Here is a 22,681-nt window from a genome sequence, read left to right on the forward strand (position 1 = left end):
GGGTGTGATGTTCACTCAAGTGCCGCAACCGCTGGTCTATGCCGAAGCCTTGCTGGCGCAGTTCGCCAGCCTGTCGCGGGCGGCGGACGGGGCTGCGCTGCTGGGTGACTTCGTGCGCGGTCTGGCCGAGCTCAGCGGTTGCGAGCTGACGCAGCTGTACTTGCTGGACGCGACCCACACCTGCCTGGGCATGAACGCCGAATGCCTGAACGGCATCCTGCAACCCCGGGAAGCGGCGAGCCTGCCGGCGGATTACAACGGTGAACAACTGCTGCAGTTCGCCCTGTGCCAGAACCGTGTGGTGAGCCTCAGCGAGCTGAGCGGCAGCCTGCACGAAACCAGTTTCCTGCCGCCCCAGGCCACGCCTTGGCAGTCGCTGTTGTGCGTGCCTTTGGTCAATCAGCAGAAGTCGGTTGAAGGCTTGCTGCTGTGCGCCAGTCGCCGGCATATCGACCTGCAAGGCTTTGCCGACTCCCTCGGTCAGCTGGGTTCGTTCGTGCTCGGCCAGTTGCACCTGCTGCAACGGTTGCGTCAGCCGAGCGGTGTTTCGCGGCCAGCGCCGGTCAGTGTGCCGAGCGCCAGCGGTTACGGTTTGATCGGTAAAAGCTCGGCCATGCGCCAGACCTATTCGCTGATCAGCAAAGTCCTGCACAGCCCATACACCGTGCTGTTGCGCGGCGAAACCGGCACCGGCAAGGAAGTGGTCGCCCGGGCGATTCACGATTGCGGGCCGCGCCGCTCCCAGGCGTTCATCGTGCAGAACTGCGCGGCGTTCCCCGAGAACCTGCTGGAAAGTGAACTGTTCGGCTACCGCAAAGGCGCCTTCACCGGCGCTGATCGCGACCGCGCCGGGCTGTTCGACGCGGCCAATGGCGGCACCTTGCTGCTGGATGAAATCGGCGACATGCCGTTGTCGCTGCAAGCCAAGTTGCTGCGCGTGTTGCAGGAAGGCGAGATCCGTCCGCTGGGTTCCAACGATACCCACAAGATCGACGTGCGCATCATTGCCGCGACGCACCGGGATTTGTCGGTGCTGGTCAGCGAAGGCAAATTCCGCGAGGACTTGTACTACCGCCTCGCGCAATTCCCGATCGAGTTGCCGGCCCTGCGCCAACGTGAAGGCGACATCCTCGACCTGGCCCGGCACTTTGCGGAAAAGGCCTGCTCGTTCTTGCAACGCGATGCGGTGCGTTGGTCTGACGCGGCGCTGGATCACCTGTCCGGTTATGCCTTCCCCGGCAACGTGCGCGAACTCAAAGGCCTGGTCGAACGCGCCGTTTTGCTGTGCGAGGGCGGCGAGTTACTGGCCGAGCATTTCTCCCTGCGCATGGAAGCCATGCCGGAAGACAACAGCCTGAACCTGCGCGAACGCCTGGAGCAGGTCGAACGCAGCCTGCTGCTCGATTGCCTGCGCAAAAACGACGGCAACCAGACTCTCGCCGCCCGCGAACTCGGCCTGCCACGACGCACGCTGCTGTACCGCCTCGGGCGCCTGAATATCAACCTGGGTGACTTCGATGGGTAGGTCAATGACCGTCGATTTCACCTCATTCGCTTCTGATAGCGCCGCCCAATCGGGCCGGCGCTTTGTGCTTTGTCTATCCCTGGAGACCCTCTGATGCCTGTTCGTCACTGGCAAGCCGTCCTGCTGACCCTCGTCGTTCTATGCGGCCTCGGCGGCTGTAGCGGCAATTACAAATACAACGACAACACCTATCGCCCATTGGGTGATCCGCAGGCGGTCAATCGCGGCAAGTGACCGCAAGGAGTATCACCATGGAACTGGTTTTCGAAATGCTCAACACCAAGCAATTCGTGCCCACGGACTTGTGCCAAAAGACCTTTAAACAGGCTGGGGGCGTGATTGGCCGGGGCGAGGATTGCGACTGGATCATTCCAGACCGCAAGCGCCACCTGTCCAACCACCACGCGTTGATCAGCTACCGCGAAGGCACGTTTTTCCTGACCGATACCAGCAGCAACGGTATCCAGAACAGCGAAAGCGGCGCACGCCTGCGCAAGGGCGAAGCCATGCGCATCGAACACGGCAGTGTCTATGTGCTGGGTGATTTCGAGATCCGCGCGCGGCTGGTGCGGGACCCCGCGACCTTCGACGTCGAAGTTGGCCGTCCGCAAGCGGCCGGCAGCATCATTCCGGATGACGCGTTCCTCGACCTCGACCCGCTCAATGCACTGGATCAGCAAGAACGTGTGTATTCGGAAATCGAGCAATTGATCTCCCCGAGCACCGCCATCGAAGACACCCGTCAGCGCGCCGACTACGCGCGCATCGACATGGAAAGCCTGATGGTCCCGGAGCTGATCAATGCCCCGGCCGAACCCGCTCCGGCCCCACCGCCGAAAGCGGTCGAACGTCAGAGCGAAGGCTTCTGGGAGCATTTCGGTGCCGCGCTGGGCGTGGACCTCAAAGGCCTCGACCACGACGCCCGCGAAGCGCTGGCGCTGAACGCGGCACGCTTGCTCAAGCAAAGCGTCGGCGGCTTGCAGCAGAGCCTGCGCACCCGCAGCGAACTGAAAAACGAACTGCGCCTGGCCCAGACCACCGTGCAAGGCTCGCAAAAGAACCCGCTGAAATTCGCCGTCGATGCCGGTGAAGCACTGGGCATTTTGTTGCAGCCGAACAAGCCGGGCCAGTTGCCGGCAGAACAAGCGATCTCCCGCGCGTTCCGCGATTTGCAGGCGCATCAGGTGGCTTTGTTGACCGCCAGCCGCGCCGCCGTTCGCGGCACGCTGGAGCACTTCTCGCCACAGCAATTGACCCTGCGTTTCGAGCGCGACAACAAGCCGTTGCTCGCCACCTCGGGCAGTCGCTGGAGAGCCTACGGTCGTTATCACCAGGCCCTGCGTCAGGACGATGACTGGAGCGAGCGCCTCTTGGCCCGTGACTTCGCTCAGGCCTACGAAGAGCAGATCCGCCTGATTTCCACCCTACACACCGACCACCAAGGATGATGCGCATGTCTCGCTGCTCGACCGCTTTTTTCAAGACGCTGACGGCGCTCATGGCCCTGGTGCTGTTGGCCGGCTGCTCGTCGCTGTCGCCGTATTCGAAAGTCACCAAGCTCAACCTGAAACTGACCGCCAGCGATCAGCTGAACCCGGACCTCAACGGGCGTCCGTCGCCGATTGTCGTGCGCCTGTTCGAGCTCAAGCACCCGGTGACGTTCGAAAACGCCGACTTCTTCAGCCTGTATGAACGCGCCAAGGAATCCCTGGCCCCAGACCTGGTGGCCAGCGAAGAACTCGAGCTGCGCCCCGGCGAAACCGTTGAGCTGAAACTCAGCGTGGAGGAGGGCAGCCGCTACGTTGGCGTGCTCGCCGCTTACCGCGACCTGCCGGAAACAAAATGGCGCTACACCGTGCAAATCACCCCGGTGGAAGTCACCGACGCTGACCTGACGCTCGATCAGGCCGGTATCCGCAATAGCCTCGAAACGCTCGCCAAGGCGGATGACTGATCATGAATAACCATAAAGTCATTTGGCAGGAAGGCATGCTGCTGCGCCCGCAGCATTTCCAGCATAACGATCGCTACTACGATCACCAGATGAAGACCCGCACCCAGTTGCTGGGCAGTTACACCTGGGGTTTCCTGAACCTGGACATCGATTTGCAGTTCCTCAACATGGGCAAACTGGTGGTCAGCCAGGCCTCGGGGATTCTGCCGGACGGCAGCCTGTTCGAACTCGGTGGCAACACCGAACCGTTGGCGCTGGATGTGCCGCCGAACACCGGCAACACGCCGATCTACCTGGCGTTGCCGCTGGTCACCGGTAACCACATCGAGGCGCGCCGTCCGGAGCAATCCGACGTGCTGGCGCGCTACACCGCGTACGAAGCCGAAGTCGCCGACTCCAACGCCGGCGACGACTCTGCCAGCCAGGTGCGCTGCGGTCGCCCGGACTTCAAATTGTTGCTCGGTGAACAGCAGAGCGATCAGGCCTACGTGAAGCTGAAAATCTGCGACGTGCTCGACACCACGCCCGACGGCGTGATCAGCCTCGACCCGGATTTCGTGCCGACCTACATTCAGGCGCATGCCTCCAGCTACTTGCTGTCGTGCCTCAAAGAAGTGATCAGCATGCTCGGTCACCGTGGCGACACCATCGCCGAGCGCATCCGTTCCAACGGCAAGGTCGGTGGCGCGGAAGTCGGCGACTTCATGATGCTGCAACTGATCAACCGCACCGAACTGTTGCTGCGTCACTACCTCGGCCTGGAGCAGGTTCACCCGGAAGAGTTGTACCGCACGCTGCTGACCATGCTCGGTGACCTGGCGACCTTCTCCAGCGACAGCAAACGCCCGCGTCTGGACAGCCGTTACCAGCACAGCGACCAGGGCGCGAGCTTCCGCAAACTGATGGAAGCGATCCGCCAGGTGCTGTCGATGGTGCTGGAACAGCACGCCATCGAACTGATCCTGCAGGAACGTCAGTACGGGATCATCGTCTCGCCATTGCACGACCACAAACTGCTGGGCTCGGCATCGTTCGTGCTCGCGGCCAGTGCCAACTGCGACTCTGAAGAACTGCGCCACCGATTGCCGGCGCACCTCAAGGTCGGCCCGGTGGAGCGCATCCGCCAACTGGTCAACCTGCACCTGCCGGGCATCAAGGTCAAACCGTTGCCGGTGGCCCCGCGGCAGATCGCGTTCCACTCCAACAAAACCTATTTCATCCTCGAACTCAGTTCGGGAGACCTGGCAGACCTGGAGCGCTCCGGCGGCTTCGCGTTCCACGTTTCCGGTGAATTTGCCGAGCTCGAACTGAAATTCTGGGCCATCAGGAACTGACTGAAATGATTAAGGACATGGAACACCATCAGGACGATAAAACCGTCTTGCTCGACCGCCAGGGCCACGGCCCGGCGCAAAGTCCGCTGACCGATTTCGCTGCACCGCCGCGTTTCGAACAGCTCGAAGAACGCATGATCTACGCCGCGCGTTTGCGTCCGGCCGAAGCGTTCAACATCAGCCTCAATTCGCTGGTGGCCGCTGCGTCCGAGCTGCTCTCGGAAGTGGTGCGACTCAAGCACAGCGACACCCGCGAAGACATGTATGCGCTCAACGAGCGACTGACCGCCGGGCTCAAGCTGTTTGAAGTGCGCGCACTGCACAACGGCGCCGAAAGCAGCCAGGTGATGGCCGCGCGCTACGTGCTGTGCACCGTGGTCGACGAAGCCGTCGTGACCACGCCGTGGGGCAACGAAAGCGAGTGGTCGCAGATGAGCCTGCTCAGCAGCTTCCACAACGAAACCTTCGGTGGCGAGAAGTTCTTCCAGCTGCTGGATCGCCTGTCGAAAAACCCGGTCAAGCACCTGCCGATGCTGGAGTTGATGTACCTGTGCCTGTCCCTCGGTTTCGAAGGCAAGTACCGCGTACAAGCGCGCGGCATGCTCGAACTCGAAGGCATCCGCGATGCCTTGTACCGGCAGATCCGTCAACTGCGTGGCGACGTGCCGCGTGAGCTGTCGCCGCACTGGGAAGGCCTGAACGATCAGCGCCGCAGCCTGGTGCGCATCGTGCCGGCGTGGATGGTGGTGCTGTTCACCTTTGTCTGCCTGGTGGTGATGTATTCGGGTTTCGCCTGGGTGCTCGGCGAGCAGCGCGACACCGTTCTGCAACCTTTCCAGCCGCTAGATCCGGCCGCGGTCCAGCCGCAGTCACAGCCGTAAACAGGGACGTGTCATGAAAAAGTTTTTCAAGAAAGTCGGCGCATTCTTGCGCAAGACCTGGGTCTGGACCTTGCTGGTGGTGCTGTTTGTCGCGCTGCTGGTGTGGTTCGTCGGGCCGCTGCTGGCGGTGGATGACTACAAGTTCTGGGAAGGTTCGACCTCGCGCTTGCTGACCATCAGCGTGCTGTTCCTGATCTGGGGCCTGACCATGGTCTTCGTCAGCTGGCGCGCCGGTGTGCGTAAAAAAGCCATCGAAGACACCGAAGACGGCCAGGACCGTATCCGCCGCGAAGAGCTGATCGACGAAGAAGAGAAAGAGCTGAAGGTGCGTTTCAAGGACGCCCTGAAAACCCTCAAGACGTCGAGCCTGTATCGCGGTCGCAGCGAGCGCTGGCGCAGTGATTTGCCGTGGTACTTGCTGATTGGCCCACAGGGCAGCGGCAAGACCAGCCTGCTGGACTTCTCGGGCCTTGAGTTTCCGATCAACAAGATCGACCGCAAGCTCACCCGCGACACCCAAGGCACTCGTCATTGCGACTGGTATTTCGCCGACCACGGTGTGCTGATCGACACCGCCGGGCGCTACCTGACCCAGCCGGACGGCGAAGTCGACGGCAGCGCCTGGAGCACCTTGCTCGACCTGCTGCGCAAGCGTCGCCGCAACCGGCCATTGAACGGTGTGCTGGTGACCATTCCGGTGGAAACCCTGCTGTGCCCCGACGAGAAAGACCTCGACACCCTGGCCCGCCAGGTGCGTGCGCGCTTGCAGGACGTGCATCAAAAACTCCACGTCGACGTGCCGGTTTACCTGGTCCTGAGCAAGGCCGACAAGCTGCTCGGTTTCGACGAGTTCTTCGATCAACTGACCCGCGAAGAAAGCGATCAGGTGCTCGGCACCAGCTTCCGCAAAGAGCAGAGCGGCACCGACGTTGTAGTATTGCGCGCCGAGTTCGAAGAGCTGCTGCGTCGCCTGAACAGCCAGGTGATCATGCGCATGCATCAGGAGCGCGACACCCAGCGCCGTGGCCGCATCCTCGACTTCCCGCATCAGCTGGGGCAGATCGGCGAGCGCCTGTGCCTGTTCGTCGACATGGCGTTCACTGGCAACCGCTACCAGCGTGTCAGCCAGTTGCGCGGTTTCTACCTGACCAGCGCACCGCACCTGACCCAGGAAATGGACCAGACCACCGCCGGCATCGGCGCCAATCTGGGCATGAACGCGGGCGTGCTGCCGACCTTGCGCAGCGGCCGTTCCCGCTTCATCCATCATTTGCTTAGCCGGGTGATTTTCCCCGAGGCCGATCTGGCCGGTCTGGACAAGCGCGAACGCAGCCGCATCCATTGGGGCCAACGTGCGCTGTATGTGGGCGCGCTGGCGGCATTGGCGCTGTTCGGCATGCTCTGGGCGGGCGGTTTCTCCGCCAACTACGAGCGTCTGGAAAACCTGCGTAACTTGGCCACCAACTGGACGCAACAGCGCTCGGCGCTGACCGCGCGCGATGATTCCATGGCGGTGCTCAAGCCGCTCGACACGGCCTACGCGGCGACTCAGGTCTTCCCGAAAAAAGGCGACGTGAGTTACCACGAGCGTGGCGGTCTGTATCAAGGCGAAGACGTCAATCCAGTGGTCAAGAACGCCTACGAGCGCGAGCTCGAAGCGCAATTGCTGCCGAAGGTTGCGACGCTGCTGGAAGGGCAGATCCGCGCCAACATGCACGACCGCGAACGCCTGCTCAACAGCCTGCGCGCGTACCTGATGCTGAACATGAAAGACCGTCGCGACGGCCCGTGGCTCAAGGATTGGGTTGCCACCGAATGGTCCCAGCGTTATGCCGGCAACACCGCCGTGCAGAACGGCTTGAACACGCACTTCGAGCGTTTGCTGCAGCAGCCGTTTATCTACCCGCTCAACGATCAACTGGTGGCACAGGCGCGTCAGGTCCTGCGCAGCGAATCGCTGGCCAACGTGGTTTACCGGATGCTGCGCGAGCAGGCCCGCAACCTGCCGGAATACCGTCTCAGCCAACACCTCGGCCCACAAGGTTCGCTGTTTGTCGGCACCGATTACGTGATTCCCGGCTTCTACACCCAGCAGGGTTATCAGCAGTATTTCTCGGTCCAGGGCAGTGCGCTGGTCACCGACATCCTGCGTGACAACTGGGTACTGGGGGAAGGCTCGGGCATCAGCGGCATGGACTTGCGTCGCCTGATGGTCGAACTGGAGCAACTGTACTTCCGCGACTACGCCAACTTCTGGAGCGAAGCGGTCGGCCAGGTTGCGTTGCCGCCGATCAACGACGCGGGTGAGGGCGCCGAGCAACTGGCGGGCCTGACCTCGGCCAACTCGCCAGTCCTGCAACTGCTGGTGGAAGTGCGCGAGAATACGCGCTTCCCGGTGGCCGCTGACAGCGCTGAAGACGCCGCCGATGCAGCCGGGAAACTGGCAGAGAAGGGCGGCAAGCTCGGCAAACTCGCGGCAGCGGCGGCGGATAAAGCCGCTGACATGACCAAGAACCTGCCGGACACCGCGAAGAAATCACTGCAACGCCGCTTTGAACCGTTGCACCGTTTGCTGGACGACAACAACGGCCCGGCCGCTGATTTGACCCCGGCCCTGGCGGCGCTCAACGACCTGCAAATGCAGCTGGCGAGCCTGGCCCGTGCCAGTTCCCCGGAGCAGGCCGCGTTTGAAATGGCCAAGACCCGCATGAGCGGCCAGCGTGATGCGCTGAGCGCCCTGCGCAATGCTTCGAATCGTCTGCCGCGTCCGGTCAGTGTGTGGTTCAACGTGCTGGCCGAAGACACCTGGCGCCTGGTGCTCAACGATTCCTACCAGTACCTGAACCAGCGCTATCAGAGCGAGCTGTACAGTTTCTATGGCAAGGCGATCAACAAGCGTTATCCGTTCAGCGCCCACAGCACCAGTGACGTGGCGATCAGCGACTTCCGCGAGTTCTTCAAGGCCCAGGGCATCAACGATCGCTTCTTCGAGACCTACATGCGTCCGTTCGTCAGTGGCGATCCGGGTAACTACCGCCTGCGTAGCATCGACGGTCACAGCCTGCCAATTTCCAAGGTCTACCTCGACCAGATGGCCGCAGCCCAAGTGATTCGCCAGAGCTTCTTCTCGATCAACCCGGCCGAGCCGCAAGTGCAGTTCAAACTGGAGCCGTACACCCTCGACCCGGCCGTCAGCCGTTCCGAGTTCAAGTTTGGCGACAAGACCATCGAATACCGCCACGGTCCGATTGTGCCGGTGTCGTTCAAATGGCCGACCGACGCTGAAGACGGTCGCACTAGCCTGGTCCTCGACAAAATGGCTGGCCGCCCGATCGGCATCGAGAAGAACACCGGCCCATGGTCGCTGTTCCGTCTGTTCGATCTGATGCAGACCGAGTACCTGAGCGGTCGCGATGTGCTGGTATTGAAAGCTGACGTAGGCGGCCTGCGCGCCAATTACCTGCTCAGCAGCCAGCGCACACCGAACCCGTTCGACATGGGCGTGCTGCGCACCTTCCGTATGCCGGTGCAGCTCTGATGCTGGTTGCCAGTCCCTGGCGCAGCGCTGCGCGTACCGACGCCGGCAAGGTTCGGGCGCGCAACGAAGATGCTTTTCTCGACTGCCCGCAGCAGGGGCTGTGGGTGGTCGCGGACGGCATGGGCGGTCATCAGGGGGGCGACATCGCCAGCCAGTTGATCGTCGCCAGCCTGGCGGAATTGCCAGTGCAGGATGACTTCGACGAACGCCTCAAAGGCATCCGCCAGTGCCTGCACTGGTTGAATCGCCGCTTGGGTCAGGAGTTGACCGTCACCGCCGGGCGCCATGACAGCATCATGGGCAGCACCGTGGTGGCGCTGCTGGTGGAAGGCAATCGCGCGGCCTGTATCTGGGCCGGCGACAGCCGTTGCTACCTGTGGCGCGGCCAGCGTTTGTATCAGCTGTCCAAGGACCATTCGCTGCAACAGCAACTGATCGACGAGCAAAACATGAGCGTCGAAGACGCCAAGGCTCACCCTGCCGCCCATGCCCTGACCCGAGCGGTCGGGGCGGCCGAGCAATTGACCCTGGACGTGCTCGAACTCGAGGTTTACCCCGGCGATGCGTTTCTGTTGTGCAGCGATGGTTTGTACAACGGGTTGAGCAGCGATGCCTTGGGCAACGCCCTGAGCCTGACCGCGCCGCACGTTGCGCTGGAGCGTCTGTTCGACGGCGCCTTGCGTGGCTCGGCCCGGGACAACCTGACTGCCGTGGTGATCCGACAATGACCCAACTCATGCCGCCGCTCGACGACCTGCTGGTGACCGACGAGGAAGCCAATAACCTGACTTACTTCGCGTTCGCCAAGTCGCATAAAGCTGAGCCCGCGCTGGCGCCAACCAAGGCCAGCATCGGCGAAATGCCCGACGTGCTCGCAGGCCGTTACCGCATCGAGCGTCTGCTCGGTGCCGGCGGCATGGGCGCGGTTTACCGCGCACGGGACTTGCTGAGCGAACAGTTCGGCGATCCCGACCCTTACATCGCGCTGAAAATCCTCAGCGAAGAATTTGCCGAATCGCCGGACGCCAGTGCCTTGCTCTACAGCGAGTTCGCCCTGATCTGGCGCCTGCGCCACGACAACGTGCTGCGCTTGCACAGCTTTGAAGTGGACACCGATTGCCAGCGCGCCTTCATCACCATGGAACTCATGCGTGGGCTGACCCTGGACAAACTGCTCTGCGAGCGCCCCTTGGGCCTGCCGTGGAAAGAACTGCGCGACATCGCGCTGCCGCTGCTCGACGCGCTGGCCTACGCCCACTCGCGCGGCGTGCTGCACGGCGACATGAAGCCGAGCAACGTGATGCTCAGCGAAGAGGGCGTGCGCCTTTTCGACTTCGGCCTCGGCCAGGCGGTGGAAGGCATTCTCCCCGGCCTGCCGCACCTGAGTCGCGACCGCTTCAACGCCTGGACCCCCGGCTACGCCGCCCCGGAACTGCTCGAAGGCCAACCGCTGACCGCCAGCGCCGATGTGTACGGCGTGGCCTGCGTGCTCTACGAACTGGCCGGCGGCAAACACCCGTTCCGCCGCTTGCCCTCGACCGAGGCCCGCGACGGCCAGCTCGAACGCGAGCTGCACCCGCCGCGAAACCTGCCCAAACACTGCTGGCCAGCCCTGCGAACGGCGCTGGCTTTCGATGCGGCCAAGCGCACCATCACCGCCGCCCAACTGCGTGACGCCCTGGGCGCCACATCGTCTTTGCTGCAACGCCTGCGATTGAAGGCGTAACGGATGACCACCGAACAGGGAGCAAGCAATGTTCAACCTCGCTAACGAAACACATTTCACTCTGACGGTTGAAGACTACGTCGGCGACCTGCAAGTGCTGTCGTTCACCGGCACCGAAGGCATCAGCCAGCCGTATCGCTTCGACCTCGAACTGGTCAGCGAAAACCCCGATCTGGACCTGGAAAAACTCCTGCACAAACAGGCGTTCCTGGCGTTCGATCCACAGGGTTCCGGCATCCACGGCCAGATCTACCGCGTCGCCCAAGGCGATGCCGGCAAGCGCCTGACCCGTTACAAAATCTCCCTGGTGCCGCACCTGCAATACCTGCATCACCGCACCAACCAGCGCATTTACCAGCAGATGTCCGCGCCGAAAATCATCGCGCTGATCCTCGAAGAGCACGGCATCAAAGGCAACGCCTACCGCTTCCAGCTCAGCCAACCGTGCCCGGACCGCGACTACTGCGTGCAGTACGACGAAACCGACCTGCACTTCGTCCAGCGCCTGTGCGAAGAGGAAGGCATTCACTACCACTTCCAGCACAGCGACAAAGCCCATCTGCTGGTCTTCGGCGACGACCAGACCGTGTTCCCGAAACTCGGCCAGCCAACCGCGTATGTGCAAGGCAGCGGCATGGTCGCCGACGAGCCCGTCATCAAAGGCTTCAAACTGCGCCTCGAAACCCGCACCGGCCGCGTCACGCGCCGCGACTACGATTTCGAAAAACCACGGCTGCAACTCGAAGCCGCCTACAAACCCGACGGCGAAAGCACCGAACCGGATCTGGAAGATTACGACTACCCTGGCCGCTTCCTCGATCGCGCGCGCGGCAAGTTCCTCAGCCAACGCGCCCTCGAACGCCACCGCGCCGACTACCAGCAAGCCGAAGGCCACGGCGACCAGACCAGGCTGATCAGCGGCCACTTCCTGGAAATGTCCGACCACCCGCGCACCGAGTGGAACGACCTCTGGCTGCTCACCGAAATCGTCCACGAAGGCAAACAACCGCAAGTCCTCGAAGAGTCCGTGACCAGCGACACCACCGACAACAAAGACGACTTCCACCAGGGCTACCGCAACCGCTTCCTCGCCACCCCGTGGAACGTCTTCTACCGCCCAGCGCTGGAACACCCGAAACCCCGCGTCCTCGGCAGCCAGACCGCCATGGTCACAGGGCCCAAGGGCGAAGAAATCCACTGCGATCAGTACGGCCGCATCAAAGTGCAATTCCACTGGGACCGCGAAGGCTTGGCCGACGACAAAACCAGCTGCTGGATGCGCGTTTCTTCAAGTTGGGCCGGGGATCGCTATGGCGCCATCGTCATTCCCCGCATCGGCATGGAAGTCCTCGTCACCTTCCTCGAAGGCGACCCCGATCAGCCGTTGGTGACCGGGTGCCTGTACCACAAGGAAAACCAGGTCCCCTACGAATTGCCGGCGAACAAAACCCGCACCGTGTTCAAGACCCTCAGCTCACCGGGGGGCGGTGGGTTTAATGAACTGCGGATTGAAGACAAGAAGGGTGCGGAGCAGATCTTTATTCATGCGCAGCGGGATTGGGATGAAAACATTGAGCATGATCAGAAGATTCGCGTTGGCAATGAACGGCATGACACGGTGGTGAAGAACACCTACACCGAGCTGAAAGCCGAAGAACACCGCACCACCATCGCCGACCGCAAGGTTGAAGCGCGGCTGGATGATCACCTGACGATTGGGCAGAACCAGCATGTGAAGCTCGGCACCGCTCAACTGACCAGCGTTGGGAAAGAGATTCACCTGAAGGCTGGGGCGAAGATTGTTATCGAGGCTGGCAGCGAACTCACCATTTTGGGGGGAGGGAGCTTTATCAAGCTGGATGCCGGTGGTGTGACGGTTGTTGGGCCGGTGGTGAAGATTAATGCGGGTGGTTCGGCAGGGAGCGGGACGGGGATTGGGATTAAGCCGCCGGTGCTGCCGGGGGCTGCGGATAAGGATAAGGCGGGGAGTTTGATGGATCAGGCGTTGGGGAATGCGCCTGAGGAACAGGTCAAACGCAAACCGAAACGAATGCTCAATTTTTCCGGGTAAGACATTGACGGCAATCCAAGCCACCAGGGATCAGAATTCAGGTAATTGGTAATGACAGAGACAACAAACAAAATTCAAAAATGGTCGTATCCCCTGAAAGTAGGGACAGCCGAAGCGACCGATCCGCAGCAGTTCTACAAAGCGTTAGCCAAAGCTAAAGATGGTTACTACCCATTGGGGGCAAATGGCCTTTGGCATGGTGGTGTTCACTTCGATGAAGCTTCGGGGTTGGTGAAGGATTTGACGGAGGTCAGATGCATCGCTGATGGAGAGGTCGTCGCATACCGAATTGACGAGAAATATCCGACTTCTGATTTTGGCTCGGCGCACTCGGTTTATTCGACGGGGTTTGTGCTGGTGAAGCATCGACTTGAACTTCCGTCACCTTCTACGCCAGCTCCTGCTACCGGTGCGGCTGCTGCAACTGGGCCGAGCCTGACTTTCTTCAGTCTCTATATGCACCTACTTGATTGGGAAACCTATAAAACGAATCCTACGCTTAAACCACCGGGTTTCTGGGGGAAAGGCCTTTATCAAGTAAAGGAAAATCTTCGAACCAAATCATTGGGGCTTAGGGTTCGTGAAGGAAATTCGTCTCAAACACCCATTTTGGCCGTACTACCCCGTGGCACTAAGATTCTCACCAAACCGGCACCGTCTAACCAAAACTGGCTTGAAGTAGTAAGCGTCACTCCTGAGTTCCCAAGCTTGGCTGTCAACACTGGATGGGTATTTAAGGGGCAAATGAAACATCTGGGGGGTGAGAGCTATCTGGTAGGAGAGGAAGCAAAAGACGCTCCTCCAGACCAAAAGAGCGGCGCTAACGTTCGCGATGCTACTAGCAGTGGGCAACCGATCGCGTTTTTACCGGCGGGTACGCAGATTAGGATTAGCGACGAACAAGCCGCAAGACAATATCGCAAGCTGGTAGAGATCGTAAGCGGTCAGCCTATTCCAGTTCTAAAGGCTGGTGGCGACGGTAAATTGCCTGGATTTGTTTGGCTTGAAGATTTGGAGGCCAAGAACGAGCCCCATGCCCCTATTGGGCAGGTAGTTCCACTGGCTCAGGCCTTCAAAGTTAGGGCCGGTGAGGTGTTGGGGCATGTTGGAAAATACCAGACCCATGCAGATGCCGCCCCGAAGAATTTATTACATCTCGAAGTTTTCAGCTGTGAGGACGTGAAATCTTTTACTAGTAAAAGTAAAGAAAAGGCTGTCGGCCTACCCGCTGCTGAAAAGACATTAGTCAAGATACCAGTAGACACGTGGTTAGTTACTCATGCTCCACACATGAATGCCGCGACCCCTCCTAAAGCAGCAGATCCAGGTAATAAAGTGGGGTATGACTTCTATATTCCTGTTGGATTGCTTGAAGCATTGCCAGCGGAGAAGAAAATCAAAGAATCTGTTGTGATGGGTACATCGACCTCCACCACCTATTGGTGGCGCCTAGATGGGTTATTAGGTGACAAAGATGGTAATGGAATTGATGGATGGTTTGCAGAACCCGACACAGTGCTCTCGCGGCACTCTCCTTTTGAATGGAATGGGTTCAACTTTATTGACGAAACCACGAGCAATGTCGACCACCTAGCAGCTTTTCTGCATGCCCAAGATAGGCTCGATGAACAAGAGCGTGAATCGTATCTTCCGAATGTAGAGGTCGCCCTCGCTGGTTCTGTTAGCGAGACGCTGTACAAGATTCTCGACAGGAATGGGGATAAAAAGCTGGCGCCGTCTGAAATTGCGGAGGCGTTGGGCAAACCGTGGTTCTCTCAACCCATATCGCAGATGGTGACGCGTTATGAGAATGAATGGGACTACAAAAAAGAAAACTGGGATGCCCTGGATGAAATTATTGGCCACAGCGATTCTGACCCTCATAAAGCTTGGGTAGAAGAAAAGGTACGAATTGAACGGTTAAGTTGGTGGGCGAAGTTGGTTGGGCAGCATGGAATAACTGCTACTACTAGCGTACAACATATTCACCCTGTTGGCTTGATATCAAATTGTATGAAGTATTCTTGCGGGTGCTTAAATATAGAGAAGTTCGTTGAAGAGTACAAAAAAGAACATCGGCATGTATTTGGCTGGTTCGAAGACGACAACGTGACTCATGTTTCACTGGCTTATTCTCTGAATCAAGAGTCAGAAGAAAATCTGAAAAAGCTATTGGCGATGATGATGAAGTTGTGGGGTGAGTACTTTGATGAGTGCAATGATGTTTACTTGGCCTATATGTTAGCCACAATTCGTGTGGAGGCATACGATTTTAATCGCGTTGTTTTCTTCGCCCCTATTGCTGAAAAAATCAGTGAAGAAAAAGCTGAAATAGATTACGGTTCTGGCCCCACAGGGCGTAGGGCCGCTATGGCGAGGGACTATCATAATACTGAAATTGGTGATGGCTACAAGTATCGGGGTCGTGGGCTTAGTCAGATAACCTGGAAAGCTAACTATGAAAAGTTTTCTGCAGCCTTGGGGATAGATTTTACAAATAATCCAGATTTGGCTTTAGAGTTAGAATATGCAACTAGAATTATGATTGGCGGAATGAAGGGCGGGGTATTCAAAGCAGGAGAGACACTTGCTGCGCATTTATCTCCTGGAAATAAAAATTATGTTACGGCTCGTAGAATCATTAATGGGACTGACAAGAAAAACGTAATTGCATTTTATGCCCAAAAATTTGAAAATCTTTTAGAGAGAATTAAAAATTGAAGATTTTAGTTTTGATTTTAGCCATTCTGGTTCCCGCCTTAAGTTACGCGAAGCCATTTTTTCCCAGTCATGATTCGTGCGCCGGCAAAGAAAAAACACAAGCTTGCAAAGTTGTACTCAATGAAGACGGTTTTTTAGTTGATGCTGTTACAGGTGAAAAGCTATCAGAAATCTCTGAGGATACGGGGATGATGAGCGCTAACTGGCTTTATATATATGGTGATAAATATGTTCTGGAGCATTTGGACTTTTCATCCTCTAAGTCCCGTAGCTGGGTAGTGTTCTCCTACAGTAAGCAGCAAGTTGTGGTCGATAGGATCTACAGTTTTTCTCAGGTCATTTCAGCGGCATCGGTAGCTGCTTGGTATGGATATGAATGCCGAGCCGGCGAAGGAAGTCTAATCAATGCAAAGGATCAAGCATTTAGTGAGTCGGCAGTAAGCGCATTTTGTGGAAAAGCTGCCAGAAATAGTCTGAAGCTAAGAAAAGAAACGCCTGATTCGTCCATGGGTGTAGATATCGCTATAAATATCCCTGTTTATAGCGCAGGGGAAACAGCCGATTCAGCTACGTATTTGTTTTTCGACACGGATAAGCCCGATTTTTTTCAGATGGCTTGTTATTCGAACTGCAAACTGAAGTCTGATGGCACGGCCATCACGTATGTCGGAAGAGTTTCCAAAAGTACCTGGTTTCTCGGCGACATAAAAAATACTTCATGTGCTAGTGAAGGGAGTTATAAATATAAGAGCTCCTCCGAGAAAATTGTTTTTGATGGATGTGTCGAAGCAGGAAGCATGAAATTGACTGAGTACGCAGCTGGTGGAAAAAGCCCGCGGGCTCAGTTTGTTGGTAAGGCAGATGGTGATGGCTATAAAGGCGAGTGGATATCAAAATCTGGTGATAATAAAAAATATAGCTTCTTCATGTTTCCTTTAACAGTTTATTGAATTGCAGATGAAAGGGGGTGGGGCAAGCTTTAACAGTTATGTGGAGGTTTGGCCTGTCTCGCAGCAAATTCGAAAAGCGCGAATTTATATATGAAGTACTTTTTTGTTCTTGCTTTGTTTGCTACTGCTGCTCGCGCTGCCCCTGTAGATGTCTGTTATCCCACGGAAGGGCCTAAGCATTTTTTATCGCAGTGGACCGAAGACTCACGCACAATCGATTTGCTTTCACGGGTTGAGGATGAGAAATTTTCAATTGAGGAAGGGGAAATCGTCTATAACGAAGACTTCAATGGTGATGGAGTGAAGGATTTTATTTTTCTTTCATATTCTAACGCGGGTTCCAGTGGTGATTTTACTTACGGATTTTTTGTCCAGTGCCAAGGCTTTCTGAGGAATGTGGGAGGTGATTACTTTGCAGATGTAAAAGTTCTAGATAGCCATCCAGAGAATACTCCATATAAAGATATTCAGATCTATTCTTATAATAGAGATAAACAAGATCAAATTATGCACAGAGATGGAAAGCCGCTGACTACTCCCCATCTTTGGCGCTTCAATTCAGAAACGAAGCTGTATGAAGGTGAGTCAAGATAAGTGGAGGTTGAAAGTGAAAAGTTGACGGATTTATTTATGATGATGCGGTCGCCAATAAATAATCCATCCCCTTTTCCTAGTCCCCTTTTTCTAATAAATAAATCTGCCCTGCGGTTTTACTTCTTCTCCTGTGATCGGTCGTAGCGTCGAGGGTCAACCGTGACAACGAAGTTTAAAAGGTTTGCTGTAGCACTGGTGAGCGCCGCTTTCGCGGCATCGATGATTTCGGCTCATGCACAGGTGAAAAGGGGACGGATTTATTTATGATGATGCGGTCTCCAATAAATAAATCCGTCCCCTTTTCCCCGTGAGTGGATTAAACCCGGATCTCCGGGTGTTTTATTAATTGCCCGATGAACATGGAGGAACCGAAGGTATGTCAGTATTAACAGGTGTTATTAAGTCAGTTCGCTGCTGCGCGACGTTGATGGTAGAGCTGTTTGTAGGAAGGCAGTATTTAGATCGGAAAAATATTAACTCTAATAGGCCTGGAAAATTATTAATCCTATCAGTCGGAATGCTTTGCGTAAGCGCGTGCAACGCTGGTCCGGAAATGGTGTCTGCACCGGTTACTGGTTATAACCATACATCCGCAGAAATTATAAGATTTAGTATTAACGGTGCCGGTGGTCCACGGATTCCAGCAAATCAAGGTGGAGGTGAAGTTTGCTGTGGCACACTACCCGTTCAGTGGAATCCTGGAATTAGAGCGATTATCGAGTGGGACAAAGATCCAAAGCCATACCAATCCCTCAAACGTGATCAGTATGGGCAAATTGTTAAAGAGGCTGCAGTTCGTCACTCCTCTGGTTACTCTCACCATACAGCTACGGTTGAGATTCCCAAGTACGCCGAAAAACTATGTGCGTTACAGGTTCACTTTCTTCCCTGCGACCAGGTAAAAGTATCCACGACTTGCTTCACACCCGGCAATCCAAATTATCCAGATAGAGCGTACTTTCAAGCTAAGGAGCCGACCTCATGTTCGAATCATTGATGGCAGATGGTGCTCCTCCGCCGGAGGGAGCACTAATTGCCCCAAGCTTTCCTCTTACGCGTCGGTTGCCAAATGATCCGGGACAGTTGTCGAAGAACATACAACAGCAGAAAAAAGACGAAAGAGTATTTGGTAATAATCAACGCAAGCTTGCTCAAACTAAGGGGCAGGCAAATAGCGGGGTGCCTTGCTGTAAAACATTACATATCACATTGGCTTTTGATGGCACCAATAACAACGATCAAGCAGACGGCTCGTCAACACCCAATTCTCGAAGCAATATCGCTCGGCTTTTTCACGCAAGTTTGGGGGCAAACCCTGATACGCAGAGTGAGGGATTTCTAAAATATTATTGTCCCAGTGTCGGGACAGTTTTTCCGGTGAAAAGGGGACGGATTTATTTATGATGATGCGGTCTCCAATAAATAAATCCGTCCCCTTTTCCCGCTTTTCCCCTGATACCAAGCCCTCGCTGCACTAATGAATATTAACTAAGAGGTCATTCGCTATGCTCCGTTTTTTTATGTTTGCTTTCGTTTTTCTTATATCAAATTCCAGCAGTGCTCAAGATGTAGATTACCTTCAGGGTCGAGTGATTCAGGGGCCGTTTAAAACTAATGTTGTAAAGGGAGGGGAGCTGTCCTTTTTGCAGACAGGGAGCGCAGAGTTTCCGGTTTCTTTGGTTTTGGATGTTGTTGGTGTCGATAATAAAAAAAATAGAAGTCTTGTCGATAAATATGATGTGGCGGGCTCGGACCCAAAAATCGAGTCGATTTTTTTTATCCGGTAAAGGGTAAGAAAAATGTACTGGTTTTGGTTTCTTGGGAAATCACGAGCAGAGGAATTGGAACGTACGGAACCCTTTATCAAGTTTATGGGTATGAAAAAGGTTCGGACAATAAATTGGTTGTGAATAAGCTTGTCAGGTTTGATAAGAACTTGAGTGGGATGGAAGGGTATCAAGAAGGTGAGGAGCAACATTTCCCTTATGTTAATGCAGGTTTGATCAAGTCCTATATTAACGCTGCTAAATAGTGATGGCTGGCAATTTTTTGCGTGCCATAGGGGAACACCACGCTCTATCACTTGTGCGTAAACGTGGCTTGTCCCCGGATTCACGGTTTTCGTAGTGATTGGGAGGTAGTGGGCAAAAGTGCAGCCAGCGGCTTCCTTGTCGCGCATTTCAGGGTGAAAAGGGGACGGATTTATTTATGATATGCGGTCTCCAATAAATAAATCCGTCCCCTTTTCCTTACAAAAAACTGATGGCGCGATTTGAGGCTCAGCAAAAGCGTGATACGGAACAAGGGAAAGCGTTCATGGCTATTGCCAGAGATTCCCAGCGGGCCTGGATCAAGTTGCGAGACACCACTTGCCCGCTTGAAGCCATGGATATCGAGCCTGGTACAGCGGCGCATGCCACGACGATCAATAACTGCATTGCCAGAATGAGTTTGGAGCGTGCTGTTTATCTGGACGGGATCGTGACGGATAGGTCGGGCGACTTGCTCGATCTTAACAAGGTGTTTACGGCGGGCTCACAACGCTACGGTGATGTTGTGGCTCGCTATGTGACTACCTTCGGCAGCGTTTGTCTCAACGCCCAGATCCTTGCGCCTGACGGCGGCTGGAGAGTACTGTCATCTGCGCGGTTCTGCAGCTTTGACGGCAAATCGTTTTGGGATGGTTATTCCTATGCCGGGTTCGAAAACCTTGAGTTTCATGCGGACGGGTTGCACGTGACGCTCAGCTTGTCGGAACTTCGTGGCAATGGTGAGGAGCGTCGTGCCTGTGTAATTCCGATTCAGGACTCGCAAATCAAAGAGCTGAAATGCGGCCCGCCTGAATCCATGTAAGTACAAGCAAAGATATGAATTGTTCGATTCGTGTATCACCAAGGAAGGTAGCTGAAATTGGAAAGGCTTTTAAGGTATGCCTGCGTGCTCGGACTCATGGTTGGCTTACCAATTCAACCGGCATCGGCAAGCGACCCGCAAACCATTGGTGAGCTGCATCCGCCTGTAGTGGCATCCGTGGGCGATCAAAAGATCATGGTGTACTTTTTTAAGAACAATCTGAAAGATCAGGCGACAGAGGTCCACGTTCCTGACGCCGAAATTTTCTACTCACCAGTAAACGCAACGAAGCCAACGCTGAACTATGTGTGGAAGCTGGAAGATGAGCAGGTTGTGTCGGTGTTTTTCTTCGAGCGAAAGACCCCGGAGCGGGCGGGGAAATCCATGTTTGTGCTGGGGAAAAGCAAAGAGTCGTACATTAGCTTCGAGGGCTTTTCCTATTCAGTATTAGAGCTGCCGCTCATTAAAAACGGCAACCAGTTGTCTTTGAAGTTTTTTCGCGGTGATCCGTCAGATCCTGAATTGCAGAACTGTCGCGACGGTAGAGATCTGGAGAGGGGGGTAGACGTGGTATGCGCTTACAAGGACGCGGCGAGTATTAAAAAGCGTTTGGCAGCACTTGATGGAAAGGCTGTTGCAGATCAAAAGCGGGAGCCCGGTCGTCGCATTGGTATTCAACAGTGACCACGGTAGTTCAGAGGCTTTCGGTCGTAACGTTGACGGACAACACCGCTAAAGGAATGATCGATTTGAAATCTTTGTCTGTGTTTTTTATTGCGTTGTTGCTCCTCTGCCCGATGGCGGCTTACAGCGAAGTCACAACTGAGGTTTCTTGTTTTCGTTCGCTGGAAGGCAAAAACATCAATTTCGAATTCAGAACCTATTACGACTCGGTCATCAAATGGGGAGGCGCCGGGGTTAGGTATAGCAAGTCGAAGAAGGCCATTCCTCTCGTCTATCGGAACACTGAGGAAGAAGTCATGACGGAAGACGGGCCGTATCAGTTCACGACGACTTGGGTGGAGGTTTCTGACGGTGTGGTGACGGGGGAGTATGAAAGGGCAACTCAGGGGGCTCGGGTAAACTCGATGTACTACACGAATTACAAATCCGGTAAGAAGTATTCGTTCGATCAAGATATCAGCATGGAGGCGTCACCAGAGGCAGGCTGTCAGTGGTGAGTCGAGATCATCAAGAAAGGGGACTCAACATCCCCTTTTTTTATCCCGTGGCTCCGTTACACCTTCGCCCGATGCTCCGCCGGATTCGGCGAATCAATGTGATCCAGCGCTCGCTCCACCAACAACCGGACCCCATCCGCCAATCTGCTAAGCGCCAAAGCTAAGGAGCGACGTGCTCCGTCCACGTCGTCGGCCAGGTTGGCGGCGATGGCGCTGATGGATAGCAGGTCTTCCGAGGCGTTGGCCAGGAGGGCTTCGGTGTCGATGTCGGGGGAGACGGCGAAGAGGTTGCCTTTGCGAGGCTTGGGTTTATCGCCTGGTGGTGGGGCGAAATGGTGGTTGAGGGCGCGTTCGGCGGCTTCGTGGAGTTTCTTCGAATCGAGGGATTCGTAGGGGGAGGTGGCTTCGTTTGCTGGTGGATTCGGTGTTGGCTTGATCATTAGTAATTTCCGATATGTGTTTTAGATGTAGCTGTCTACTCTTCGCTTGCATTCGAATAAGGGTGGCAGCCGTGCGCAGGTGTGCAAGACCGGGCATATCGGACCCCGGCAGACCCCAAAGGGACCTCCCACGCACAGCCGCCATGAAGCATTTACATCAAGCTGAAAGACGCTTGATGTTCGGTTTGGCGACCGTGCGGCGATATGTACCGGACTTGCACGTCCGTGTCACCGATTTTGCGGTAACGAACAAAGACTATCGGCGAAGCCAAAGGCTGCCTAGTTCACGAACAGCACCACGTGTTGAAGGAAATATCCGAGGGAGTCGAGCGTAGAAACATCAAAATCCTCACGCTTTTAAACACCCTCGTTTCGTCAATGACTTGGTAGTCATCAGCGTCAAAAACCACGGCATCTTCTTCTATCGCTGCACAACAGTGGCGTTCTCGCTTGAAGCCGCTACACTGCGCCGGCCGTTCACTTTTCTCTTGAGGCTGTGCGCATGAAATTTCGTTTTCTACTGTGGATGCTGGGTTTGTTGATGGGTAAGGCCAGTCGGACTAATCCTGCGTTTCAGCAGCAGTTGGGTGACAAGGAATTGGTGTTCCAGCTACAGACCCTGGACGGGAAGGTGGCGCGGCATTTCTTTGTGAAGGATCAGCGCATTACCAGCAAGTCGGGCGTGTATGCCGAGCCGGCGTTTGCGATTGCGTTCAAAGATGCGGCGTATGGCTTTGCCACGATGCAGGCGAAGAACAAGCAGTTGGCGTTTATGACGGGGATTCAGGACAAGTCGATTCAGATCAAGGGCAACCCGGCGTTGGTGATGTGGTTCCAGGGGTTGACCAAGTATTTGAAGCCTAGGAAGGCTAAGGCATAGGTCATTCAGCCATTCGACTCAGAAGGCTCGCCG

21 protein-coding genes are annotated in these 22,681 nt (G+C 55.9%); 20 read left to right on the plus strand and 1 reads right to left on the minus strand.

The features are described from left to right. The first annotated feature begins 7 nt into the window (after window positions 1–7). The 19 genes from SB725_RS01245 (at window position 8) to SB725_RS01335 (ending at window position 21,328) form a co-directional block, all read left to right on the plus strand. Window positions 8–1,525 carry a sigma-54 interaction domain-containing protein gene (locus SB725_RS01245; protein ID WP_027926320.1) on the plus strand — a complete coding sequence of 506 codons (1,518 nt, stop codon included), beginning with the start codon at window positions 8–10 and terminating at the stop codon, window positions 1,523–1,525. 93 nt (window positions 1,526–1,618) lie between these two features. Further along, window positions 1,619–1,759, plus strand: coding sequence for a hypothetical protein (locus SB725_RS01250; protein ID WP_007894589.1), 141 nt, complete (start codon window positions 1,619–1,621; stop codon window positions 1,757–1,759). A gap of 17 nt (window positions 1,760–1,776) precedes the next feature. Next, window positions 1,777–2,973, plus strand: coding sequence for a type VI secretion system-associated FHA domain protein TagH (gene tagH / locus SB725_RS01255; RefSeq protein ID WP_027926321.1), 1,197 nt, complete (start codon window positions 1,777–1,779; stop codon window positions 2,971–2,973). A gap of 5 nt (window positions 2,974–2,978) precedes the next feature. Next, entirely contained in the window at window positions 2,979–3,479 is a 501-nt protein-coding gene (gene tssJ, locus SB725_RS01260) for a type VI secretion system lipoprotein TssJ (RefSeq protein WP_027926322.1), read from the plus strand. Between the two features lie 2 nt (window positions 3,480–3,481). Continuing rightward, entirely contained in the window at window positions 3,482–4,813 is a 1,332-nt protein-coding gene (gene tssK / locus SB725_RS01265; RefSeq protein WP_027926323.1) for a type VI secretion system baseplate subunit TssK, read from the plus strand. Window positions 4,814–4,818: 5 nt separating this feature from the next. After that, entirely contained in the window at window positions 4,819–5,694 is an 876-nt protein-coding gene (gene icmH / locus SB725_RS01270; protein WP_027926324.1) for a type IVB secretion system protein IcmH/DotU, read from the plus strand. Window positions 5,695–5,707: 13 nt separating this feature from the next. After that, complete coding sequence (gene tssM / locus SB725_RS01275; RefSeq protein WP_059181939.1) at window positions 5,708–9,232, plus strand: type VI secretion system membrane subunit TssM; 3,525 nt, start codon at window positions 5,708–5,710, stop codon at window positions 9,230–9,232. Further along, the gene (locus tag SB725_RS01280; protein ID WP_059181940.1) at window positions 9,232–9,960 is read left to right on the plus strand and encodes a PP2C family protein-serine/threonine phosphatase; all 729 of its coding nucleotides are present in this window, start codon (window positions 9,232–9,234) and stop codon (window positions 9,958–9,960) included. The genes tssM and SB725_RS01280 overlap by 1 nt, the downstream gene beginning before the upstream one ends. Next, entirely contained in the window at window positions 9,957–10,958 is a 1,002-nt protein-coding gene (locus SB725_RS01285; protein ID WP_410921178.1) for a serine/threonine-protein kinase, read from the plus strand. Before SB725_RS01280 ends, SB725_RS01285 begins: the two co-directional genes overlap by 4 nt. Before the next feature lie 28 nt (window positions 10,959–10,986). After that, window positions 10,987–13,029 carry a type VI secretion system tip protein VgrG gene (locus SB725_RS01290; protein ID WP_410921179.1) on the plus strand — a complete coding sequence of 681 codons (2,043 nt, stop codon included), beginning with the start codon at window positions 10,987–10,989 and terminating at the stop codon, window positions 13,027–13,029. A gap of 51 nt (window positions 13,030–13,080) precedes the next feature. Then, window positions 13,081–15,750 carry a hypothetical protein gene (locus tag SB725_RS01295; protein WP_228758828.1) on the plus strand — a complete coding sequence of 890 codons (2,670 nt, stop codon included), beginning with the start codon at window positions 13,081–13,083 and terminating at the stop codon, window positions 15,748–15,750. After that, the gene (locus tag SB725_RS01300) at window positions 15,747–16,700 is read left to right on the plus strand and encodes a hypothetical protein (protein WP_194940488.1); all 954 of its coding nucleotides are present in this window, start codon (window positions 15,747–15,749) and stop codon (window positions 16,698–16,700) included. The genes SB725_RS01295 and SB725_RS01300 overlap by 4 nt, the downstream gene beginning before the upstream one ends. Before the next feature lie 90 nt (window positions 16,701–16,790). Beyond that, window positions 16,791–17,294 carry a hypothetical protein gene (locus tag SB725_RS01305; RefSeq protein WP_410921181.1) on the plus strand — a complete coding sequence of 168 codons (504 nt, stop codon included), beginning with the start codon at window positions 16,791–16,793 and terminating at the stop codon, window positions 17,292–17,294. Window positions 17,295–17,670: 376 nt separating this feature from the next. Then, a complete protein-coding gene (locus SB725_RS01310; RefSeq protein ID WP_410921182.1) occupies window positions 17,671–18,291 on the plus strand; it encodes a DUF3304 domain-containing protein in 621 nt (206 codons plus the stop codon). Continuing rightward, window positions 18,276–18,698 carry a DUF2235 domain-containing protein gene (locus SB725_RS01315; RefSeq protein ID WP_194940486.1) on the plus strand — a complete coding sequence of 141 codons (423 nt, stop codon included), beginning with the start codon at window positions 18,276–18,278 and terminating at the stop codon, window positions 18,696–18,698. Before SB725_RS01310 ends, SB725_RS01315 begins: the two co-directional genes overlap by 16 nt. A gap of 101 nt (window positions 18,699–18,799) precedes the next feature. Continuing rightward, window positions 18,800–19,081, plus strand: coding sequence for a hypothetical protein (locus SB725_RS01320; protein ID WP_228758826.1), 282 nt, complete (start codon window positions 18,800–18,802; stop codon window positions 19,079–19,081). Between the two features lie 475 nt (window positions 19,082–19,556). Beyond that, window positions 19,557–20,147 (plus strand): lysozyme inhibitor LprI family protein, encoded by a 591-nt coding sequence (locus SB725_RS01325; RefSeq protein WP_194940485.1) that lies wholly within the window; start codon window positions 19,557–19,559, stop codon window positions 20,145–20,147. 84 nt (window positions 20,148–20,231) lie between these two features. Then, entirely contained in the window at window positions 20,232–20,831 is a 600-nt protein-coding gene (locus tag SB725_RS01330) for a hypothetical protein (RefSeq protein ID WP_228758825.1), read from the plus strand. Next, window positions 20,828–21,328, plus strand: coding sequence for a hypothetical protein (locus SB725_RS01335; RefSeq protein WP_324188017.1), 501 nt, complete (start codon window positions 20,828–20,830; stop codon window positions 21,326–21,328). The genes SB725_RS01330 and SB725_RS01335 overlap by 4 nt, the downstream gene beginning before the upstream one ends. 56 nt (window positions 21,329–21,384) lie before the next feature. On the opposite strand, the gene SB725_RS01340 is transcribed toward SB725_RS01335, so the two are convergent. Then, the gene (locus SB725_RS01340; RefSeq protein WP_102599722.1) at window positions 21,385–21,768 is read right to left on the minus strand and encodes a DUF6124 family protein; all 384 of its coding nucleotides are present in this window, start codon (window positions 21,766–21,768) and stop codon (window positions 21,385–21,387) included. A 502-nt stretch (window positions 21,769–22,270) separates the two neighbouring features. Here SB725_RS01340 and SB725_RS01345 point away from each other — a divergent pair. Next, complete coding sequence (locus SB725_RS01345) at window positions 22,271–22,648, plus strand: SCP2 sterol-binding domain-containing protein (RefSeq protein WP_194940484.1); 378 nt, start codon at window positions 22,271–22,273, stop codon at window positions 22,646–22,648. Window positions 22,649–22,681: the final 33 nt, after the last annotated feature.

Source organism: Pseudomonas sp. SIMBA_041 (assembly GCF_046535095.1).
GTDB classification, from domain to species: domain Bacteria; phylum Pseudomonadota; class Gammaproteobacteria; order Pseudomonadales; family Pseudomonadaceae; genus Aquipseudomonas; species Aquipseudomonas mucoides.

Bases quoted from the DNA above. Each gene is read 5' to 3' on its own strand.
- tagH (WP_027926321.1), top strand. From the start codon at position 1,777: ATGGAACTGGTTTTCGAAATGCTCAACACCAAGCAATTCGTGCCCACG.
- tssM (WP_059181939.1), top strand. From the start codon at position 5,708: ATGAAAAAGTTTTTCAAGAAAGTCGGCGCATTCTTGCGCAAGACCTGG.
- SB725_RS01345 (WP_194940484.1), top strand. From the start codon at position 22,271: ATGAAATTTCGTTTTCTACTGTGGATGCTGGGTTTGTTGATGGGTAAG.
- SB725_RS01325 (WP_194940485.1), top strand. From the start codon at position 19,557: ATGGCGCGATTTGAGGCTCAGCAAAAGCGTGATACGGAACAAGGGAAA.
- SB725_RS01295 (WP_228758828.1), top strand. From the start codon at position 13,081: ATGACAGAGACAACAAACAAAATTCAAAAATGGTCGTATCCCCTGAAA.
- SB725_RS01315 (WP_194940486.1), top strand. From the start codon at position 18,276: ATGTTCGAATCATTGATGGCAGATGGTGCTCCTCCGCCGGAGGGAGCA.
- SB725_RS01245 (WP_027926320.1), top strand. From the start codon at position 8: ATGTTCACTCAAGTGCCGCAACCGCTGGTCTATGCCGAAGCCTTGCTG.
- SB725_RS01290 (WP_410921179.1), top strand. From the start codon at position 10,987: ATGTTCAACCTCGCTAACGAAACACATTTCACTCTGACGGTTGAAGAC.
- SB725_RS01305 (WP_410921181.1), top strand. From the start codon at position 16,791: ATGAAGTACTTTTTTGTTCTTGCTTTGTTTGCTACTGCTGCTCGCGCT.
- SB725_RS01340 (WP_102599722.1), bottom strand. From the start codon at position 21,768: ATGATCAAGCCAACACCGAATCCACCAGCAAACGAAGCCACCTCCCCC.
- SB725_RS01320 (WP_228758826.1), top strand. From the start codon at position 18,800: ATGCTCCGTTTTTTTATGTTTGCTTTCGTTTTTCTTATATCAAATTCC.
- tssJ (WP_027926322.1), top strand. From the start codon at position 2,979: ATGTCTCGCTGCTCGACCGCTTTTTTCAAGACGCTGACGGCGCTCATG.
- SB725_RS01285 (WP_410921178.1), top strand. From the start codon at position 9,957: ATGACCCAACTCATGCCGCCGCTCGACGACCTGCTGGTGACCGACGAG.
- SB725_RS01250 (WP_007894589.1), top strand. From the start codon at position 1,619: ATGCCTGTTCGTCACTGGCAAGCCGTCCTGCTGACCCTCGTCGTTCTA.
- SB725_RS01280 (WP_059181940.1), top strand. From the start codon at position 9,232: ATGCTGGTTGCCAGTCCCTGGCGCAGCGCTGCGCGTACCGACGCCGGC.
- SB725_RS01310 (WP_410921182.1), top strand. From the start codon at position 17,671: ATGTCAGTATTAACAGGTGTTATTAAGTCAGTTCGCTGCTGCGCGACG.
- tssK (WP_027926323.1), top strand. From the start codon at position 3,482: ATGAATAACCATAAAGTCATTTGGCAGGAAGGCATGCTGCTGCGCCCG.
- icmH (WP_027926324.1), top strand. From the start codon at position 4,819: ATGATTAAGGACATGGAACACCATCAGGACGATAAAACCGTCTTGCTC.